A 16,030-nucleotide genomic window follows, 5' to 3' on the forward strand; every position below is an offset into this window, starting at 1 on the left:
GATGCCGGTATAATGGCGGCCGCGCCACAGGCGCAGACAATAAGACCTTGCAGAGGTGTGTCGAGCACCGGAGATTGAATGAGTTATCAAGTACTGGCACGGAAGTGGCGGCCGAAGCTGTTTCGCGAGATGGTGGGACAGGAGCATGTTCTCCAGGCGTTGATCAACGCCCTGGATAATGGCCGCTTGCACCACGCCTACCTCTTTGCCGGTACCCGTGGTGTGGGTAAAACCACGATCGCACGAATCCTGGCCAAGTGTCTGAATTGTGAAGAGGGAGTTAGTTCTGAACCCTGTGGCCAGTGCCACACTTGCAATGAGATTGCCGATGGCCGTTTTGTCGACTTGATCGAAGTGGATGCAGCCTCGCGTACCAAGGTCGAAGATACTCGTGAACTGCTTGAGAACGTGCAGTACGCACCGACCCGGGGTCGCTTCAAGGTTTACCTGATCGACGAAGTCCATATGTTGTCGAACAGCTCGTTTAACGCGCTGTTAAAAACCCTCGAAGAACCGCCTCCCCATGTGAAGTTTCTACTGGCAACGACTGATCCGCAGAAGTTGCCGGTTACCGTGCTGTCCCGCTGTCTCCAGTTCAAGCTGAAGAATATGAGCCCCGAGCGGGTTGTGGGGCACTTGAAGTTTGTGTTGGAGCAAGAACAGGTTCCGTTTGAAGAAGGGGCCCTGTGGCATCTCGGTCGCGCCGCAGATGGCAGTATGCGAGATGGGATGAGTCTTACTGACCAGGCCATCGCATTTGGTGGGGGGCAAATTACCGAGGCAGAAGTGCGCGGTATGCTGGGCAGTATCGATACCGGTTTGGTGTGGAAGCTGCTGCAAGCCTTGTCTGAAGAGGACGCACAGGCTTTATTTGCCACAGTTGCTGAGTTGTCTCAGCAGGCCCCTGATTACAGTGCTGCGCTGGCAGAACTCGCCGATAACCTGCACCGTATCGCAGTGGCTCAGGTGTTGCCGCAATCTATCGATAATTCCCTGGGTGATGGTGAGCGACTGAGAAATTTAGCTGGGCGTATCGCCCCGGAAAATGTGCAGCTGTATTACCAGATGGCCCTGCTGGCCCGGCGTGACTTGCCCTTGGCCCCGGATCAGCGCAGTGGCTTTGAAATGGCTCTACTGCGGATGCTGGCCTTCCGTCCTCAGGGAGTTGCGGATATTCCCCGTTCTCCACTGCCATCGGCTTCCGAATCCGTTTCACCAGCACCAGCTCTAGAAGCGCTACAGCCACAGGCCCCTGTAGCGCCAGAAGTACCGGAGGTCAGTCCGGCAAAAAAGCCTGAAGCGGCACAGCCGCAGGCTGTTACAAAGGTTGATGTGGCTCCCCCGCAGGCAGTGCAGGGCCTGCAGCCGTTGCAGAATCAGGCAGAGCAAAGGGAGGTAGAGCCTGCAGCCCCAGCTGAAATGATCAGTGAGCCAGCGACGGAGGCTCAGCCGGAGCAAATTACAAGCCCGCCTCCTGTCCAGGGAGTGGCAGAAGAGCGTCCCCAGCGTAAAGATGTCCTGGCCGAGCTTCGCCAGCGAGTTGCGGAAGTGGAGTCGGCGCCGGCATCACAGCAACCAGTACCACAAAATACGGTGAATACCTCGCGGGAGGCTCCGGTAGAAAGCCGCAGTCAGGAAGTGCCAAAAGGGCGTTTGGAAGCATTAACGCCTGGCAGTTGGCCGGTAATGTATGGACAGCTGGGTATTACCGGTATTTTGCACTCTATTGCCCAGCACTTGGAGATGGTGGGCAGGCAGGACAATATACTCTCGTTCACCCTGGATGAATCTTACAGCAGCCTCTACGACGAAGTTCACCAGCGGCGTCTGGGGGACTCTCTGGCTGACTTCTTCCAACAGCCTGTGGTAGCGCAGATACAAGTAGGGCAGGTACATGGGAGTACCCCCGCCCGATTAGTCGCAGCTACCCGCCAAGCGCGGCTAGAAGCTGCCCAGGATGCACTGGTCGCTGACCCACTGGTTCAAGAATTACAGGCAGAATTGAGTGCGGAACTGGTGCCGGGCTCCGTAGAATCACTAGTAGTAGAAGATTAATGACAATTAGGGCCCGGTTTATTCCGGGGCCACATGCACAAGATAGAGGTTACCTATGAAAGGTTTGGGCGATTTGATGCAGCAGGCCCAGAAAATGCAGGCCGATATGCAGGAAAAAATGCAGAAGATGCAGCAGGACCTGACTGAGCTTCGCATCTGCGGTGAGTCTGGGGCGGGTATGGTCAAGGTGACGATGAATGGTCGCCACGATGTGACATCTGTGGAAATTGACCCCTCCCTGATGACTGAGGAGAAGGAAATGCTGGAAGACCTGCTGGCCGCTGCGGTCAACGACGCTGTGCGCCGTGTAGAGGAAAAAACACAGGAACTGCAAAAGCAGGGGATGGGAGACCTGACTTCAGGTATCAATTTGCCTGAAGGCTTTAAGTTCCCCTTTTAAGAAGTGGCCATCCACTGGTTTTGAGTTTGTATGTTTAGTCCCCTGATTGAAGAGCTGATCCGCGCGCTCCGCTGTCTGCCCAGTGTGGGCCCCAAGTCCGCGCAGCGCATGGCGATGTACCTGTTGGAAAAAGACCGGGAAGCTGCCTCCCTGCTGGCCCAGAGTTTGGCACGAGCGGTGGAACAAGTCGGGCGCTGTGGGCAGTGTCGCACCCTGACAGAGGAGCCCGTTTGCTCATTGTGTAGCAATAGCCGGCGCGAGCAGGACTCACTGTGCGTGGTTGAGACGCCCGCTGATGTTCTGGCTATTGAGCAGGCCGGTAATTACCACGGTCGCTACTTTGTCCTGCATGGGCATCTCTCGCCCATCGATGGTATTGGCCCGGGGGACCTGGGGATCGACTTGCTGGAGCAGAGGCTCGCTACTGAGCAGTTGCGCGAACTTATTGTCGCCACTAACCCTACGGTAGAAGGTGAAGCTACCGCGCAGTACATCGCGGAGAGAGCTCGTGCCCAGGGGGTGACGGTGAGCCGGATTGCCCACGGTGTGCCCATCGGCGGAGAGCTGGAATATATCGATGGCGGCACTCTCGCCCACGCCTTTAATAGTCGAACCGCATTTTTTTCCGGCAGTTGAGTGATATCAATGACAGAAATAGATACCACTCCACGCTGGGTCGACAGTTACGAGCAGCTGGTAGAGTTGTGTGCAGAATGGCGCAAGCAGAGTGCGGTAGCCCTGGATACCGAGTTCATGCGCAGCCGTACTTTTTATCCCCAACCGGCCCTGGTCCAGGTAGGTGATGGAAAACACTGCTATCTGATCGACAATTTGGCGATTGAGGAGTTACAGCCGCTTCGCGACCTCTTGCTCGATACCGCTGTCACTAAAATCATGCACAGTTGTAGTGAGGACCTGGAAACCCTGGAGCGCTTGCTGGGGGTGATCCCCGAGCCCATTTTTGATACCCAAATTGCCGCTGCGATCTGTGGCATGGGAGCGGGCTTAGGTTATGCGGCGACAGTTAACCAGCTACTGCATATTGAATTGCCCAAGAGTGAAACCCGCTCGGACTGGCTGCAGAGACCTCTCAGTGATGCACAGAAAACCTATGCCGCCCTCGATGTCGCTTGGTTGCCGGTACTCTACGGCGTACTGGTAAAGGACCTCAATGGGAAGGGGCGCCTGGAGTGGTTGCAGGAAGACTGTGCATCATTGGTGGTCACGGCTCGAAACCCGAACCCGCCTGAGATTTACTACCAAAAAGTGAAAGGTGCCTGGCGCCTGCGCAGTAAACAACTGGCAGTGCTACAGGATGTGTGTGCCTGGCGCGAAAAGCAGGCCAGGGCGCTGAATATGCCGCGCAATCACTTGTTGAAAGAGAATATCTGTCTCGGCCTGGCCCAACAGTTGCCTCGACATAGAGGTGCCTTGAGCCAACTGGGTATGGAAGGGTGGGCTTTGCGTGAGCACGGAGAGGCCCTGTTAAAAATCGTTGCCCAAGCCTGCGAGAGAAGCGATCCTCCTGCGCGAATGCAGCAGCCTCTCAACCGGCAGCAGGGAGAGATCCTCAAGCAACTGCGGCTTGAGATGGTGTCTATTGCCGAGCGGGCCGGGTTGCCTGCCGAAATATTAATTCGCAAAAAAGAGCTGGAAGCCTTGGTCCAGGCCCGTCGACCCGAGTTAGAGGGGCGGCTCACAGGGTGGCGGGCCGATGTGATTGGCCACCCTTTGCTCGAAGCTCTGAAACAATTGCGTAAAGAGGAATTGAAGTGAAAGTTTTATGCGATATTTATCGCAGTCCAAATAAAGACGAAATGTATCTGTACGTGGATAAGCGCGAAGGCACTACGAGGGTTCCCAAAAATCTACTGGAGCTTTTCGGCAAGCCGCAGCACGTCACTACGATGTTGGTGACGCCGGACAAAAAGCTGGCCCGTGCAGAGGCGGACAAGTTGCTCAAAGAGGTGCTCACTCGCGGCTATTACTTACAGATGCCGCCAATAGCCGATTCCGAAATGAGTGAAATCGCGCTGAAGAACAGCAAGTTGCAACGCTGAGTCGAGCTAAATGGCACAGGAGCCTTTTTGGCGGCGGAAAACGCTGGAGCAAATGAGTCGATCCGAGTGGGAGCAGCTTTGTGACGGTTGTGGTCGCTGCTGTCTGCACAGCTTGGAGGATGAGGATACGGGTGAGGTCTACCTCACTAATGTGGCCTGCCGCCTGTTGGATACCCATTCCTGCCAGTGCAGTGAGTACAGCCAGCGCAAAGCCCATGTTCCCGGATGTATTCAGTTGCGTATAGAGGATATTGCCGAATTCGATTGGTTGCCGCTCACCTGCGCATACCGCAGTCTTGCGGAAGGGCGCCCTCTTGCGGACTGGCACCCACTGGTGTCGGGGGACCCGGAATCCGTACATCGGGCGGGGATATCGGTGCGTGGGCGCGTTGTCAGTGAAGAGTCGGTTCATTCAGACGATATGGAGGATCATATTGTCTCTTGGGTTGAACAAGGTTGATCGCAAACGGGAACTGCGACCTGTGAACGCCTTTGAATATTGCGCATAATTAAATCATTCTTCGGATCGATTTATGGCTGGCAGTGCTTGTCTGCGAAGCGGCGTAAATATGCCGGTTCCGAGCGAGTGACGATGTAAAGGACCCTGGCATATTTGCCCGATATTAAATCGGTGTGCCAGAAAGTAGAGTGAGAGAATGACAGAAGATTTCCAATTTGCCTGGATGGTATACGCCGCTTCAACACTGGTTATGCTGTTGGCGGGCTGGTGGTTTATGCGCAATTGGCGATGGAGTTGGGTGCGCCAGACTCTACTGTTAGTGGCTGCGGCGGTGTTGCTGGCGCCGGCAAAGACCTCTGTAGCGGAGTCAGTTGCTGTGCCGGTGTTGCCGCTATTTGTTTATCAAACGCTGTTTGAAGAAAATGGAGCGGCGCCAGAGGTCACTACCAATTTGATATTCGCTTCGGGTGGAGCCCTGGCGATCATGGTTGTTTGGGGGATTGTCAGCTTGCTGATGAGGTTTCGCCGGGACAGGCGTCGTCGCTTTGATGAAGATCCCTACTTTAACGAACAATAACCCAAGATATGGCTGTCATGCCTGAGGGCAGGGTAGCCATTCCCCCAGTATTTTTTGTTGCACTTTAATTCACTTGCGCAGCCATCGTCCCTCCTCGACGCCTATATCCAGGCCTTCACTCGGTTGCTCGTATCAAAGGCGCTAAAACCCTTTAGACCGACAACCCCAGTCAATGACAGCTGCTATATCTATTAAGCTGGTTCCCGCTGTGGCGCAATGCAAAACAATGTAAAAGCAGTGTCACTTTTCTGCCAGGTATCCAGTAACAACAAGAGGCGGCTGTATCCGGCATGTGGGAAATACCTCGCACCTAATAGGGGAAGAGGGCAAGGGCAGTCGTGAATAGAGTGAAATATTCAGTTCAATACCCACTTGCCCGGATTGGCAGTGAGAGCCGAATGGCTGAGGAATACTGATGCTCGATCACCTGCTTATATTGACTGCAGTAATGCTGGTTTCGGGCATTTTGGGTGGGTTGGTCAATTACTATCAAATGCTGTTTACCGAAGAAGATCCAGCGGGGCTCGCACGTTGCCTGATTATGGGGCTGTGTGGCGCCTTGATGGTACCGATATTCCTTAAATTCACCCAGAGTGACTTGTTGATAGAAATCCAGGGTGACCCCTCGCGTTTATTGATTTTTACCGGTTACTGCCTGCTCGCTGCAATTGCATCACGTATGTTCGTGTTTAACGCCGCGCGGCGCCAGTTGCGAGACGCCAGTATTGCCCGCGCCCGAGTAGAGAATATGGAGCAGGAACTGCGCACCATGCAGTTGGAAATGATGCCCCTATTGGAGCATGAAATTGAGGGCGACCCCGAGCAGGGGCCGACCATCGATTTCAATCAGATCCGTAAATTGGATGACAATGCCCTACAGGTGCTGCATTTGTTAAATACCGGGGAGTGTGTATTTCGGTCTCTTTCCGGCATGGTGCAGGACAGCGGTATGGAAACCAATTCTATAGCCCGCGCCTTGAATAGCTTGCTGGTGCTGGAGATGGTCGGGAAAATTCACAGTCACCTGGGCATCCGCTGGTATATCACCGGCAAAGGTCGCCAGGTTGTACACCGCCGCAGTACCCAGATGGCCTAGGCTGCTTCGGTAAGCCCACGCGTACTTTCAAGGCTCGCCCTGCGGGACTGGCAAATTCCCCCAGCGCAAGCTGGTCATCCAAATTGAGCGTTACCGCCTCGCCCCCAACCTGTTGTTCAATTATCATTCGCTAAAAGAGATAGTTAGCCTCGACGACAGGATTGGAGCAGTTATGAAGTTTACCGGTACCGAAAGCTATGTAGCGACCGAAGACTTGCAGATGGCGGTGAATGCGGCCGTTACCCTGCAGCGCCCACTATTGATCAAGGGTGAGCCCGGCACCGGCAAAACACTGCTCGCCGAGCAGGTAGCAGAGAGCCTCGGACTAAAGCTGATCCAGTGGCATATTAAATCCACCACCAAAGCCCAGCAGGGCCTGTACGAGTACGACGCGGTATCCCGCCTGCGGGACTCCCAACTGGGGGTGGATAAGGTTCACGATATTGGCAACTACATTAAGCGCGGCAAGCTTTGGGAGGCCTTTGCGGCAGAAGAGCGCGTGGTGCTGCTGATCGATGAAATCGATAAAGCGGATATCGAATTCCCCAACGACCTGCTGGTTGAACTGGATCGTATGGAGTTCTTTGTCTATGAGACTGGCGAAACCATCAAGGCCAAGCAGCGCCCCATCGTAATTATCACTTCCAATAATGAGAAAGAGTTGCCGGACGCCTTTTTACGCCGTTGCTTTTTCCATTACATCAGCTTCCCCGATCGTGACACCATGCGCAAAATTGTCGATGTGCACTACCCAGGGATCAAAGGGCAGCTGGTGGCCGAGGCAATGGATATTTTCTTCCAGCTGCGCGAGGTTCCAGGCCTGAAGAAAAAGCCTTCGACCTCCGAACTGATCGATTGGCTCAAGCTGTTGATGGCTGATGATATTCCCGAGGAGATCCTGAAAAACAGCGATAGCAGCAATGCCATTCCGCCGCTCTACGGTGCCCTGCTGAAAAACGAGCAGGATGTCCATATGCTGGAGCGCCTGGCGTTTATGGCCCGTCGCGATAATCGCTAAACTGTGTTGGTTAATGTCACCGAGGGCTTAGGTTGTCCTCGGTGATTTCGGCCCGGTTTAACCGGGTGTTATTTTTTCCCTGTGCTGACTGCGAATTATTATGCTGATTGGCTTTTTCCAGAATTTACGCCGCTATAAATTACCGGTAACCATCACCGAACTGCTGGCCCTGCTTGAGGCATTACAGCAGCGCCTGGTGTTTGCCGACCTTGAGGAATTTTACTTCCTTGCCCGCGTTTGCCTCGTCAAGGACGAGAAGCACTTCGATAAATTTGATCGCGCTTTCGACTCCTATTTTAAGGACCTTGAGACCCTCGACGACATTGTCGAGCAAATGGTTCCCGAGGACTGGCTGCGTGCAGAATTTATGAAGCAGCTGACCGAAGAGGAAAAGGCCCAGGTGCAAAGCCTCGGTGGCTTGGAAAAACTACTGGAGGAATTTAAAAAGCGTCTAGAGGAGCAGAAGAAGCGTCACAGCGGTGGTAATCGCTGGATTGGTACTGGCGGCACCAGCCCGTTTGGCAATAGTGGTTATCATCCCGGCGGTATCCGTGTGGGTGGTAAGGGACGCAATCGCTCGGCGTCAAAGGTTTGGGAGAAGCGCCAGTTTAAAAATCTGGATGACAGTATCAGTCTGGGCACCCGCAATATCCAGGTGGCTCTGCGCAAGCTGCGCAAATTTGCCCGCACCGGTGCCGCAGAGGAACTGGATCTGGATAACACCATTTCCTCTACTGCACGCAACGCCGGGTTACTGGATATTCAAATGGTGCCGGAGCGACATAATGCGATTAAGGTGCTGATCTTCTTCGATGTAGGGGGCTCTATGGACCCCTATGTGCGCGTCTGTGAAGAACTGTTCTCCGCCTGTCGCTCCGAGTTCAAGCATCTCGAATATTTTTATTTCCACAATTTTGTTTACGAGCATGTGTGGAAAGACAACCAGCGGCGCTATAGCGAAAATACCTCGCTGCTGGAAATACTGCGCACCTATGGCAAGGACTACAAAGTAATTTTTGTCGGCGATGCGTCTATGGCGCCCTACGAAATTACCAGTCGTTTCGGCAGTGTCGAACATATGAATGAAGAGCCCGGTGCGGCCTGGATGGAGCGTGTTACCGATACCTACAGTAACCTGATCTGGTTGAACCCTGTAGGAGAGGAGTACTGGCAATATACTCCCAGTATCGGTATGACCCAGAGACTGGTGGACGGGCATATGTATCCGATGACCCTGGAGGGGTTGGATCGAGCCATCGCTTATTTGGTTAAAGGGCGTTAAAAAGCTGATCGCTTTTTCAGGTAGCACCTTAGGTGCTACCTGCTATTCGTGGGGTTTCGTTAGTTGCTCAACTAGAGAGAGAAGCGAAAAATCGCTTCGTGGAGTCATTATCAATGAGAAGCCACTGGGTTTCTCTATCTCTTTTCCCCCAGTATTAATCTCATTTTCTACGATAGAAAACAACGGCAGATGACATTGGGGGGTGCCCCAAAGCCCTGCAATAGCGGTTAAACCCAATAGTCGCTGGCGATTTGTTTGTACTTTACTGGGTTCACTATCGGTCCCTTTCTTAATTGCGGTTGTGGGGGTGGTTGGTACTAGTAAAACGCTACTGTTGTCCGGTAGTAATGTTTCCATCAACTTGCACCACTGTTGTCGTTTTTCGTTGGCCCAGGATATCTCATCATCGGTAATTGATAGGGCCATAGTAATTCTTGTGGCGATGTCCTCTGAAAATACCGGCCGGTATTTTCGCAACCAGTCTCCGTGAGTATTGGCGATGGCGCGGCCCTGCAAAATTCTGAATACATCCGCCAGTTCGCCCAGTAATTCAATGTCAGACAGGTGTTTAATCTCGCAGATAGAAAATTGATTATTTAATGTAGGAATAAATTCCTGGATTGCTGATTGAATAGGCGTATCTGCCAGTTGACTTATCTCGGGGCAAGTAACCAGGCGGGTTACTTTATTTGCGGATAAGTGCTGTGACGGGATTAGAATTTTGCCGACGTCTACAAGTAATGAAGGAGTTTGACTAAACCAACCGACAGTATCAAAGCAGGGTGCTAAACCGATAACACCGTCGGTAGGAATAAGTGAGTGACTGGTTCGAATGCCGAATAAACCACAATAGCTTGCAGGTACCCTCACCGATCCGCCGGTGTCGGTGCCTAAGCCAATATCGGCTGTTCCTGAGGCCACGGCGGCGGCCGATCCCATAGAGGAACCCCCACAAAAATAGCCGGGCAGTTTAGGGTTGTCGGCAGAACCGTAGTGTAAATTACTCCCCTGCATGCTGTAGGCGAGTTCATCAAGGTGGGTAAACCCAGTAAAGGTTGAGCCGGCCTCCAGTAATTGCTGCAAGCTAAGTGCGGTTTTATTGGCAGGAGGGTGAGTATTAAACCACTCGGGGCTGCCTGCCGTATTTTTCTCCCCTTTCAATTGAAAGAGATCTTTGACCGCTAAACGCACGCCTGTTAGCGGCCCGGAATCTGATAACGTTAAAGAGCGAGGTCCGTGCTGGCAAAATACGCCTTTTATGGGTTGGCTCCCTTATTTGTCATTGCCGCTAAAATGCTTCGGCGGTACACCGTCGTGATCGGCGGTGATGCTCAGTTCCTCCTTGGTGGTTTCGCCCACCTTTACATGAACCTCTTCTGCACCGTGCATCCAGTCCACCAGTTTCTCGCGAATAAAGTACAGGATAATTCCGGCAATAATTGCGGCCAGGGCTACTCCGCCAAAGGTTGCGAGTGGACCGGATACACCAACGAGTTTACCGATCTCTGCGGCTCCTTTGTTGGCAATACCAATAAAGGCAAACCAAAGCCCCATCATCAGGGATAAATAGCGCAGCGGAGATAATTTAGTTACGACAGAGAGCCCAATTGGCGATAGGCAAAGTTCGCCAATGGTGTGGAAAATATAGGCAAATACCAGCCACCAAATACTCGCTTTAATGGTCTCTGAATCGCCAATTTGTAGGGCGGCACCGCACATGGATAAGAATCCCACGCCGAGAAAAACCAGCCCCAAACTGAATTTGGCCGGTGAGCTGGGCTCCCGATCCCCCATGCCTACCCAGATACTGGCCATAATTGGCGCGAGGATAATAATAAACAGAGGGTTTACCATCTGCAGCCAACTGGCTGGAATCTCCCACCCCAGTACATTCAGGTCGGTTCGATATTTGGCGAATAAGTTCATTGAGCCGGCAGCCTGCTCAAAGCCGGCCCAAAAAATCACGATAAACACGCCCAAAACCAAAATAACTTTGATGCGGTCTCGCTCCTCCTGAGTCAACGGGCGGCGCTTATCGACGTCCTCATCTTTCTTGTCTTTCAGTTCCAGGTGCGCAGAAGGTTCTACACCGATTTCTCCCAGGTAGCGCTTGGCTTGGGTCATCTGCAGGATTAGGCCGGCTAACATGCCAAGGCCAGCGACGATAAAGGCCAGCTGGTAATCCACCTTTTCCCCAATCCAGCCCACCAGCAGGTAACCGAGGATTGAGCCCAGGTTGATGCCCATATAAAAAATGGTAAAAGCGGTATCCCGGCGGTGATCACCTTCTTCATAGAGGTCCCCGACCATGGTAGAGATATTTGGCTTGAAGAAACCGTTGCCGATAATCAGTAAGGCTAACCCGATCCACAGCATGTAAATTTGGCTGCCATTTGGCAGCCAACCGTGGGGAAATCCCAGGGCGAACTGTCCCAGCATCATCAAGGTGCCGCCGAACATAATACAGCGGCGCTGGCCCCAGCGATTATCTGCCATCCAACCGCCAATAATGGGGGTCAGGTAGACCAGCATTGCATACCAGCCCAGGTAGCTGAGGGCTTTGGATTGCAACTCGGTATCGGTCAGTTGTTCCCAGCCGAAGACTGCGGCAGTCGCTGTAGAGGTCAGGTAGAAGACAAAAATACCACGCATGCCGTAGTAGCTGAGACGTTCCCACATCTCAGTACCAAACAACAGGAAGAGTCCCTTGGGGTGGCCAAACAGCTGGCCTGCGCTGGCGGGGGGCTTGGGCTTGATCTCTTGCATAGTACTGCTCGCAAGGTATGACCCTGAGGAATTGCACCAGCAGTAAAGGCCGTGCCCCTCAGAAGAAGTGCTATTCGCACCAGTATAGATGAGCGCCACAATAAGGTTTGATAGCCCTGCGGTGCTCAGGGGGTATAATCCCGCGTTTGCCATTGCTGTACGAATTATGAGTCACACCGAAGCAGAAAAAGTACTGGGGGCGCTGCAGGCCCGAATCTCCGCGACCATGGGGCGTGACCGCTATGGGTTGCGCAGGACCGTCAAAAATGTACGTCGGCGCCAGAAAGAGGGCAAGCCGGTAGATCGCATGTTGGCCCAATTGGAGCAGCAGCTCCAAGCGTCTGAGACCCTGGTGGAGGAGCGTCGGCGCAAGTTGCCGGAAGTGCAGTGGCCGGAGTCTTTGCCAGTGGTAGCGCGGCGGGAGGAAATCGCCGAGCAGATCGAGAAAAATCAGGTTGTAGTGATTGCCGGTGAAACCGGTTCTGGTAAAACCACTCAGTTGCCAAAAATTTGCCTGTCACTGGGCCGGGGAATTTACGGCCAGATTGGCCACACCCAGCCGCGCAGGATTGCCGCGCGCACTGTAGCCAACCGAATTGCTGAGGAGCTGGGGCAGCCCCTGGGAGAGTCCGTCGGTTACCAGGTACGCTTTACCGATCACAGCAACGAGCATACCCACGTCAAACTGATGACGGACGGTATCCTACTGGCTGAAATTCAGCGCGATCCCCTGTTAAATAAATACGATACGTTGATCATCGATGAGGCCCATGAGCGCAGCCTTAATATTGATTTTCTGTTGGGCTATTTGAAAACCATACTGCCCAAGCGCCCTGACCTGAAACTGATAATTACCTCGGCCACCATCGACCTGGAAAAATTTTCCCGGCACTTTGGCGATGCGCCGATTATCGAGGTTTCCGGTCGTACCTACCCGGTGGAAGTTCACTATCGCCCCGCAGCGGATACGGATGCAGATCTCAACGAGCAGGTGGTCACTGCTGTGGAGGAATTGCTGCACGAGGAAAAGTCCAGCAGTCGGCGCGGTGGGGATATCCTGGTATTTATGAGCGGCGAGCGGGAAATCCGCGAGTGCGCCAAGGCTTTGCGCGATGCACAGATAGCGCAATTGGAAGTGCTGCCCTTGTATGCCCGCTTGAGCCTTGCGGAGCAAGCCAAAGTTTTCCACGGCCATAAAGGCCGTCGCATTGTACTCGCTACCAATGTGGCAGAGACCTCTATTACGGTGCCCGGTATCCGCTATGTGATCGACCCGGGTACTGCACGAGTGAGCCGCTACAGTTACCGCAGTAAAATTCAGCGGCTGCCTATAGAGCCGGTTTCCCAGGCCAGCGCCAACCAGCGTGCCGGTCGCTGCGGCCGTGTCAGCGCTGGTGTTTGTGTGCGCTTGTATGAAGAGCGGGATTTTGAGCAGCGCCCGGAATTTACCGATGCGGAAATTCTGCGCACAAATCTGGCCGCAGTCATTCTGCAAATGTTGCAGTTGCGTATCGGTGATATCCGCGAGTTTCCATTTGTCGATCCGCCGGACCCACGACTGATTAATGACGGCTATAAATTGCTGCAGGAATTACAGGCGGTAGATGAGCAGGGCCGGGTCACTAAATTGGGGCGATCCCTATCAAGGTTGCCTTTGGACCCGCGCTTGAGCCGCATGTTATTGGCGGGGGCAGAGAATGGCAGTGCGCGGGAGCTCTTGATTATTGTCGCCGCTCTGGCCGTGCAGGACCCGCGCGAGCGCCCGGCAGAAAAACGCCAGGCTGCGGATGAAAAACATCGCCAGTGGCAGCATGAACAATCGGATTTTTTATCCTTCGTTCAGCTATGGGATGCCTTTGAAGTCCAGCGTCAGGAACTGAGTCAAAATCAGTTGCGCAAGTGGTGCCAGAAAAACTTCCTGTCCTGGCTGCGTATGCGCGAGTGGAGAGATATCCACCACCAGCTGCGCGTGGCCTGTCGCGATCTCGAAGTTAAAGAAAACAAAGAGCCGGCGGAATACGAAGCGATACACCGAGCCATCGTGGTGGGATTGCTGGGCAATATTGGCGCGCGGGATGAAAACAAGGAGTTTAACGGCTGCCGCAATCGTCGTTTCCATATTTTCCCAGGCTCTGGCCAATTTAAAAAACCTCCCCGCTGGGTGGTGTCTGCCCAGTTACTGGAGACCAGCCGCCTATTCGCCCATACCGTAGCTAAGGTCGAGCCCGAGTGGATATTGGCCGCCGCGCAGCACCTGGTTAAGTGCAATTATTTTGAACCCCATTTTGACGCTCGCTCCGGGCAGGTGATGGCCTTTGAGAAGGTCTCCCTTTACGGTTTGGTGCTGGTGGAAAAACGCCGAATTCCCTACGGCAAACTGGACCCGCAAACTTCTCGGGAAGTGTTTATTCGCCAGGCGCTGGTGGAGCAACGCTATCGCGGTAAGGGCCGGTTTTATAAGCACTATCTCGACCTGTTGAAGTCCCTGGAAGAGCTGGAAGCCAAATCCCGTCGCCGGGATATTCTGGTGGATGATGAAGTGGTGTACCGTTTCTTTGATGAGCGTATCCCGGCGGATATCGTCAACCTGGCTGGATTTGAGCACTGGCGCAAGAAAGCGGAATCCAGCGATACACAGCTGCTGTTTATTCCCCGCGACTTATTGATGCAGCAGAGTGCCGATCATGTGGGAGAGGCCCAATTCCCCAATGAGTTGCAGGCGGGCGGTATTGTCTATCCGCTCAGCTATCACTTTGAGCCTGGCAGTGTGGATGATGGCGTCAGTATCCAGGTGCCGGTTGCAGCGCTGCACCAGGTGCCGGCAGCTCGCCTCTCCTGGTTGGTGCCGGGCATCTTGCGGGACAAGTGCATCGCTCTGGTAAAAGCCCTGCCCAAGCAGTGGCGCAAGTATTTTGTGCCAGTGCCGGCTGCGATAGATAAGGCTTTGCCCCGACTGCGTGCAGACAATACCCCGTTGTGGCAGTCGTTGGCTCTGGAGCTGAAACGCCAGACAGCACAGCAGTTGCCAGATGAGGTATGGGAGTCTGCGGAACAGGCCTTGGAAGATTATTACCGTTTCAATATCCAGGTGATGGATGAAGCCGGCAAATTGCTGGATCAAGATCGGGATTTGGCCCTATTGCAGGCGCGCTACCGGGATCGGGTACAGCAGGGGTTGGCAACGGCTGGCGACAGTTTTGAGCGGGAGGGTATTTCCCGCTGGGACTTCGGTGATCTTCCAGAGACTCATACCCTCAACCAGGGCGGGCTCAAGGTGCGGGCTTACCCCGCGCTGGTTGAAGGAAAAGACAGTGTCTCCCTGAAGCTACTGGATAACCCCAGTGAGGCTCGCAGGCTTACTCGCGCGGGTATTTGCCGTTTGGCTCTGTTGCACTTGCCGGAGAAGGTGAAGTATCTGCGCAAAGAGCTGTTGCGAGGCAAGGAGCTGGGGCTTTCTGCAGCGGATCTGGGGCGTCGTGAGGAGGTAGCTGACGACATCCTGATGGCAGCCGTGCGCGAAGTTTTCTGGCCTAAAGAGGAGTTGCCGCGCACCGAAGCTGAATTCCTGGCCGCTTTGGAAAATGACGGTGACTTGGTGGGGGTGGCCCAGGAGATTGGTGATCTGTTGGTCAAGGCCCTGGCTCAGCTGGTGCCACTGCGCAAACAAATCAAACAGCAGAAAAACCTGGCGGTCGCAATGGCGGTGGGGGATATCCAGCAGCAACTGGGTGGACTCTTCTACCGAGGCTGCTTGTTTGATACTCCGCTGTCATGGCTGCGCCAGTACGGCCGCTATCTGAAGGCGATCGCAATGCGCTTGGAAAAGGCCGCTCTCGACCCTAACCGTGACCGAAAACTGCAAGTTGAATACCAGAAGGCGGCGGAGCCTTACTTGGCGCAAGTGGAGAAATATTCACCCAGAGAACTCTCTGCAGAGGCAGAATTGCGTGAGTTTCGCTGGATGTTGGAGGAATTTCGTGTTTCCTTATTCGCGCAGACTCTAAAAACCCTGATGCCGGTGTCATCCAAGCGCTTAAGCAAGTCATGGGCAGAAATTGATGGGAAAGGTTTGCTTGGTTGATTTTCTCTATGGAAAAGAGATCACAAAAAAAATTTTGATCAAGTGTAAGAATTTGATGGAGAGCCCGACAGAAGTACTGAAAGCAGGCCTGGAGCCCAGAATGACCCCTTGATACCGGTTATTTTGTGGCGGGTTCTATTCAATGACTGATTTTTGTTTCGCAGCATTATACTTCTGCGGAGTGGAAAAAAGTCTCTTGTACTTTTTATTGCTAAGGACACCTAGTTAGGAGATT

Annotated in this window: 13 protein-coding genes; 11 read left to right on the forward strand and 2 right to left on the reverse strand. The window is 53.6% G+C overall.

Annotation, left to right across the window (positions count from 1 at the left end; all coding sequences use genetic code 11):
* The first annotated feature begins 78 nt into the window (after positions 1-78).
* The 10 genes from dnaX (at position 79) to ACG1BZ_RS04020 (ending at position 8,948) form a co-directional block, all read left to right on the forward strand.
* The gene (gene dnaX, locus ACG1BZ_RS03975) at positions 79-2,055 is read left to right on the forward strand and encodes a DNA polymerase III subunit gamma/tau (RefSeq protein WP_413664472.1); all 1,977 of its coding nucleotides are present in this window, start codon (positions 79-81) and stop codon (positions 2,053-2,055) included.
* 55 nt (positions 2,056-2,110) lie between these two features.
* Positions 2,111-2,455: a YbaB/EbfC family nucleoid-associated protein gene (locus ACG1BZ_RS03980; protein ID WP_413664473.1), complete on the forward strand. Its 345-nt coding sequence runs from the start codon at positions 2,111-2,113 to the stop codon at positions 2,453-2,455.
* 30 nt (positions 2,456-2,485) lie between these two features.
* Positions 2,486-3,091: a recombination mediator RecR gene (gene recR / locus ACG1BZ_RS03985; protein WP_282934172.1), complete on the forward strand. Its 606-nt coding sequence runs from the start codon at positions 2,486-2,488 to the stop codon at positions 3,089-3,091.
* Between the two features lie 9 nt (positions 3,092-3,100).
* Positions 3,101-4,231 (forward strand): ribonuclease D, encoded by a 1,131-nt coding sequence (gene rnd, locus ACG1BZ_RS03990; RefSeq protein ID WP_413664474.1) that lies wholly within the window; start codon positions 3,101-3,103, stop codon positions 4,229-4,231.
* Complete coding sequence (locus ACG1BZ_RS03995; protein WP_413664475.1) at positions 4,228-4,515, forward strand: YcgL domain-containing protein; 288 nt, start codon at positions 4,228-4,230, stop codon at positions 4,513-4,515. Before rnd ends, ACG1BZ_RS03995 begins: the two co-directional genes overlap by 4 nt.
* 52 nt (positions 4,516-4,567) lie before the next feature.
* Positions 4,568-4,975, forward strand: coding sequence for a YcgN family cysteine cluster protein (locus tag ACG1BZ_RS04000; RefSeq protein WP_413664476.1), 408 nt, complete (start codon positions 4,568-4,570; stop codon positions 4,973-4,975).
* 196 nt (positions 4,976-5,171) lie between these two features.
* Positions 5,172-5,552, forward strand: coding sequence for a hypothetical protein (locus ACG1BZ_RS04005; RefSeq protein ID WP_282934168.1), 381 nt, complete (start codon positions 5,172-5,174; stop codon positions 5,550-5,552).
* Between the two features lie 415 nt (positions 5,553-5,967).
* On the forward strand, positions 5,968-6,648 hold the full coding sequence (locus ACG1BZ_RS04010) for a YEATS-associated helix-containing protein (protein WP_108731891.1): 681 nt from the start codon (positions 5,968-5,970) through the stop codon (positions 6,646-6,648).
* 172 nt (positions 6,649-6,820) lie between these two features.
* A complete protein-coding gene (locus tag ACG1BZ_RS04015; protein WP_413664477.1) occupies positions 6,821-7,666 on the forward strand; it encodes an AAA family ATPase in 846 nt (281 codons plus the stop codon).
* 100 nt (positions 7,667-7,766) lie between these two features.
* Entirely contained in the window at positions 7,767-8,948 is a 1,182-nt protein-coding gene (locus ACG1BZ_RS04020) for a vWA domain-containing protein (RefSeq protein ID WP_413664478.1), read from the forward strand.
* Between the two features lie 42 nt (positions 8,949-8,990).
* Here the strand turns inward: ACG1BZ_RS04020 and ACG1BZ_RS04025 are convergent, their stop codons facing one another.
* Both ACG1BZ_RS04025 and ACG1BZ_RS04030 read right to left on the reverse strand, forming a co-directional pair.
* Positions 8,991-10,109 carry an amidase family protein gene (locus ACG1BZ_RS04025; protein WP_413664479.1) on the reverse strand — a complete coding sequence of 373 codons (1,119 nt, stop codon included), beginning with the start codon at positions 10,107-10,109 and terminating at the stop codon, positions 8,991-8,993.
* 111 nt (positions 10,110-10,220) lie between these two features.
* On the reverse strand, positions 10,221-11,714 hold the full coding sequence (locus tag ACG1BZ_RS04030; protein WP_413664480.1) for a peptide MFS transporter: 1,494 nt from the start codon (positions 11,712-11,714) through the stop codon (positions 10,221-10,223).
* A gap of 166 nt (positions 11,715-11,880) precedes the next feature.
* Here ACG1BZ_RS04030 and hrpA point away from each other — a divergent pair, with 166 nt between their 5' ends.
* The gene (gene hrpA / locus ACG1BZ_RS04035) at positions 11,881-15,795 is read left to right on the forward strand and encodes an ATP-dependent RNA helicase HrpA (protein ID WP_413664481.1); all 3,915 of its coding nucleotides are present in this window, start codon (positions 11,881-11,883) and stop codon (positions 15,793-15,795) included.
* Positions 15,796-16,030: the final 235 nt, after the last annotated feature.

Origin of the sequence: Microbulbifer sp. CNSA002 (assembly GCF_047324085.1) — a bacterium.
Taxonomy (GTDB): Bacteria; Pseudomonadota; Gammaproteobacteria; order Pseudomonadales; family Cellvibrionaceae; genus Microbulbifer.

Coding starts and splice junctions, on each gene's coding strand:
- ACG1BZ_RS04000 (WP_413664476.1), top strand. CDS start 4,568: ATGAGTCGATCCGAGTGGGAGCAGCTTTGTGACGGTTGTGGTCGCTGC.
- dnaX (WP_413664472.1), top strand. CDS start 79: ATGAGTTATCAAGTACTGGCACGGAAGTGGCGGCCGAAGCTGTTTCGC.
- ACG1BZ_RS04015 (WP_413664477.1), top strand. CDS start 6,821: ATGAAGTTTACCGGTACCGAAAGCTATGTAGCGACCGAAGACTTGCAG.
- ACG1BZ_RS04005 (WP_282934168.1), top strand. CDS start 5,172: ATGACAGAAGATTTCCAATTTGCCTGGATGGTATACGCCGCTTCAACA.
- ACG1BZ_RS03980 (WP_413664473.1), top strand. CDS start 2,111: ATGAAAGGTTTGGGCGATTTGATGCAGCAGGCCCAGAAAATGCAGGCC.
- recR (WP_282934172.1), top strand. CDS start 2,486: ATGTTTAGTCCCCTGATTGAAGAGCTGATCCGCGCGCTCCGCTGTCTG.
- rnd (WP_413664474.1), top strand. CDS start 3,101: ATGACAGAAATAGATACCACTCCACGCTGGGTCGACAGTTACGAGCAG.
- ACG1BZ_RS04020 (WP_413664478.1), top strand. CDS start 7,767: ATGCTGATTGGCTTTTTCCAGAATTTACGCCGCTATAAATTACCGGTA.
- ACG1BZ_RS04030 (WP_413664480.1), bottom strand. CDS start 11,714: ATGCAAGAGATCAAGCCCAAGCCCCCCGCCAGCGCAGGCCAGCTGTTT.
- ACG1BZ_RS04010 (WP_108731891.1), top strand. CDS start 5,968: ATGCTCGATCACCTGCTTATATTGACTGCAGTAATGCTGGTTTCGGGC.
- hrpA (WP_413664481.1), top strand. CDS start 11,881: ATGAGTCACACCGAAGCAGAAAAAGTACTGGGGGCGCTGCAGGCCCGA.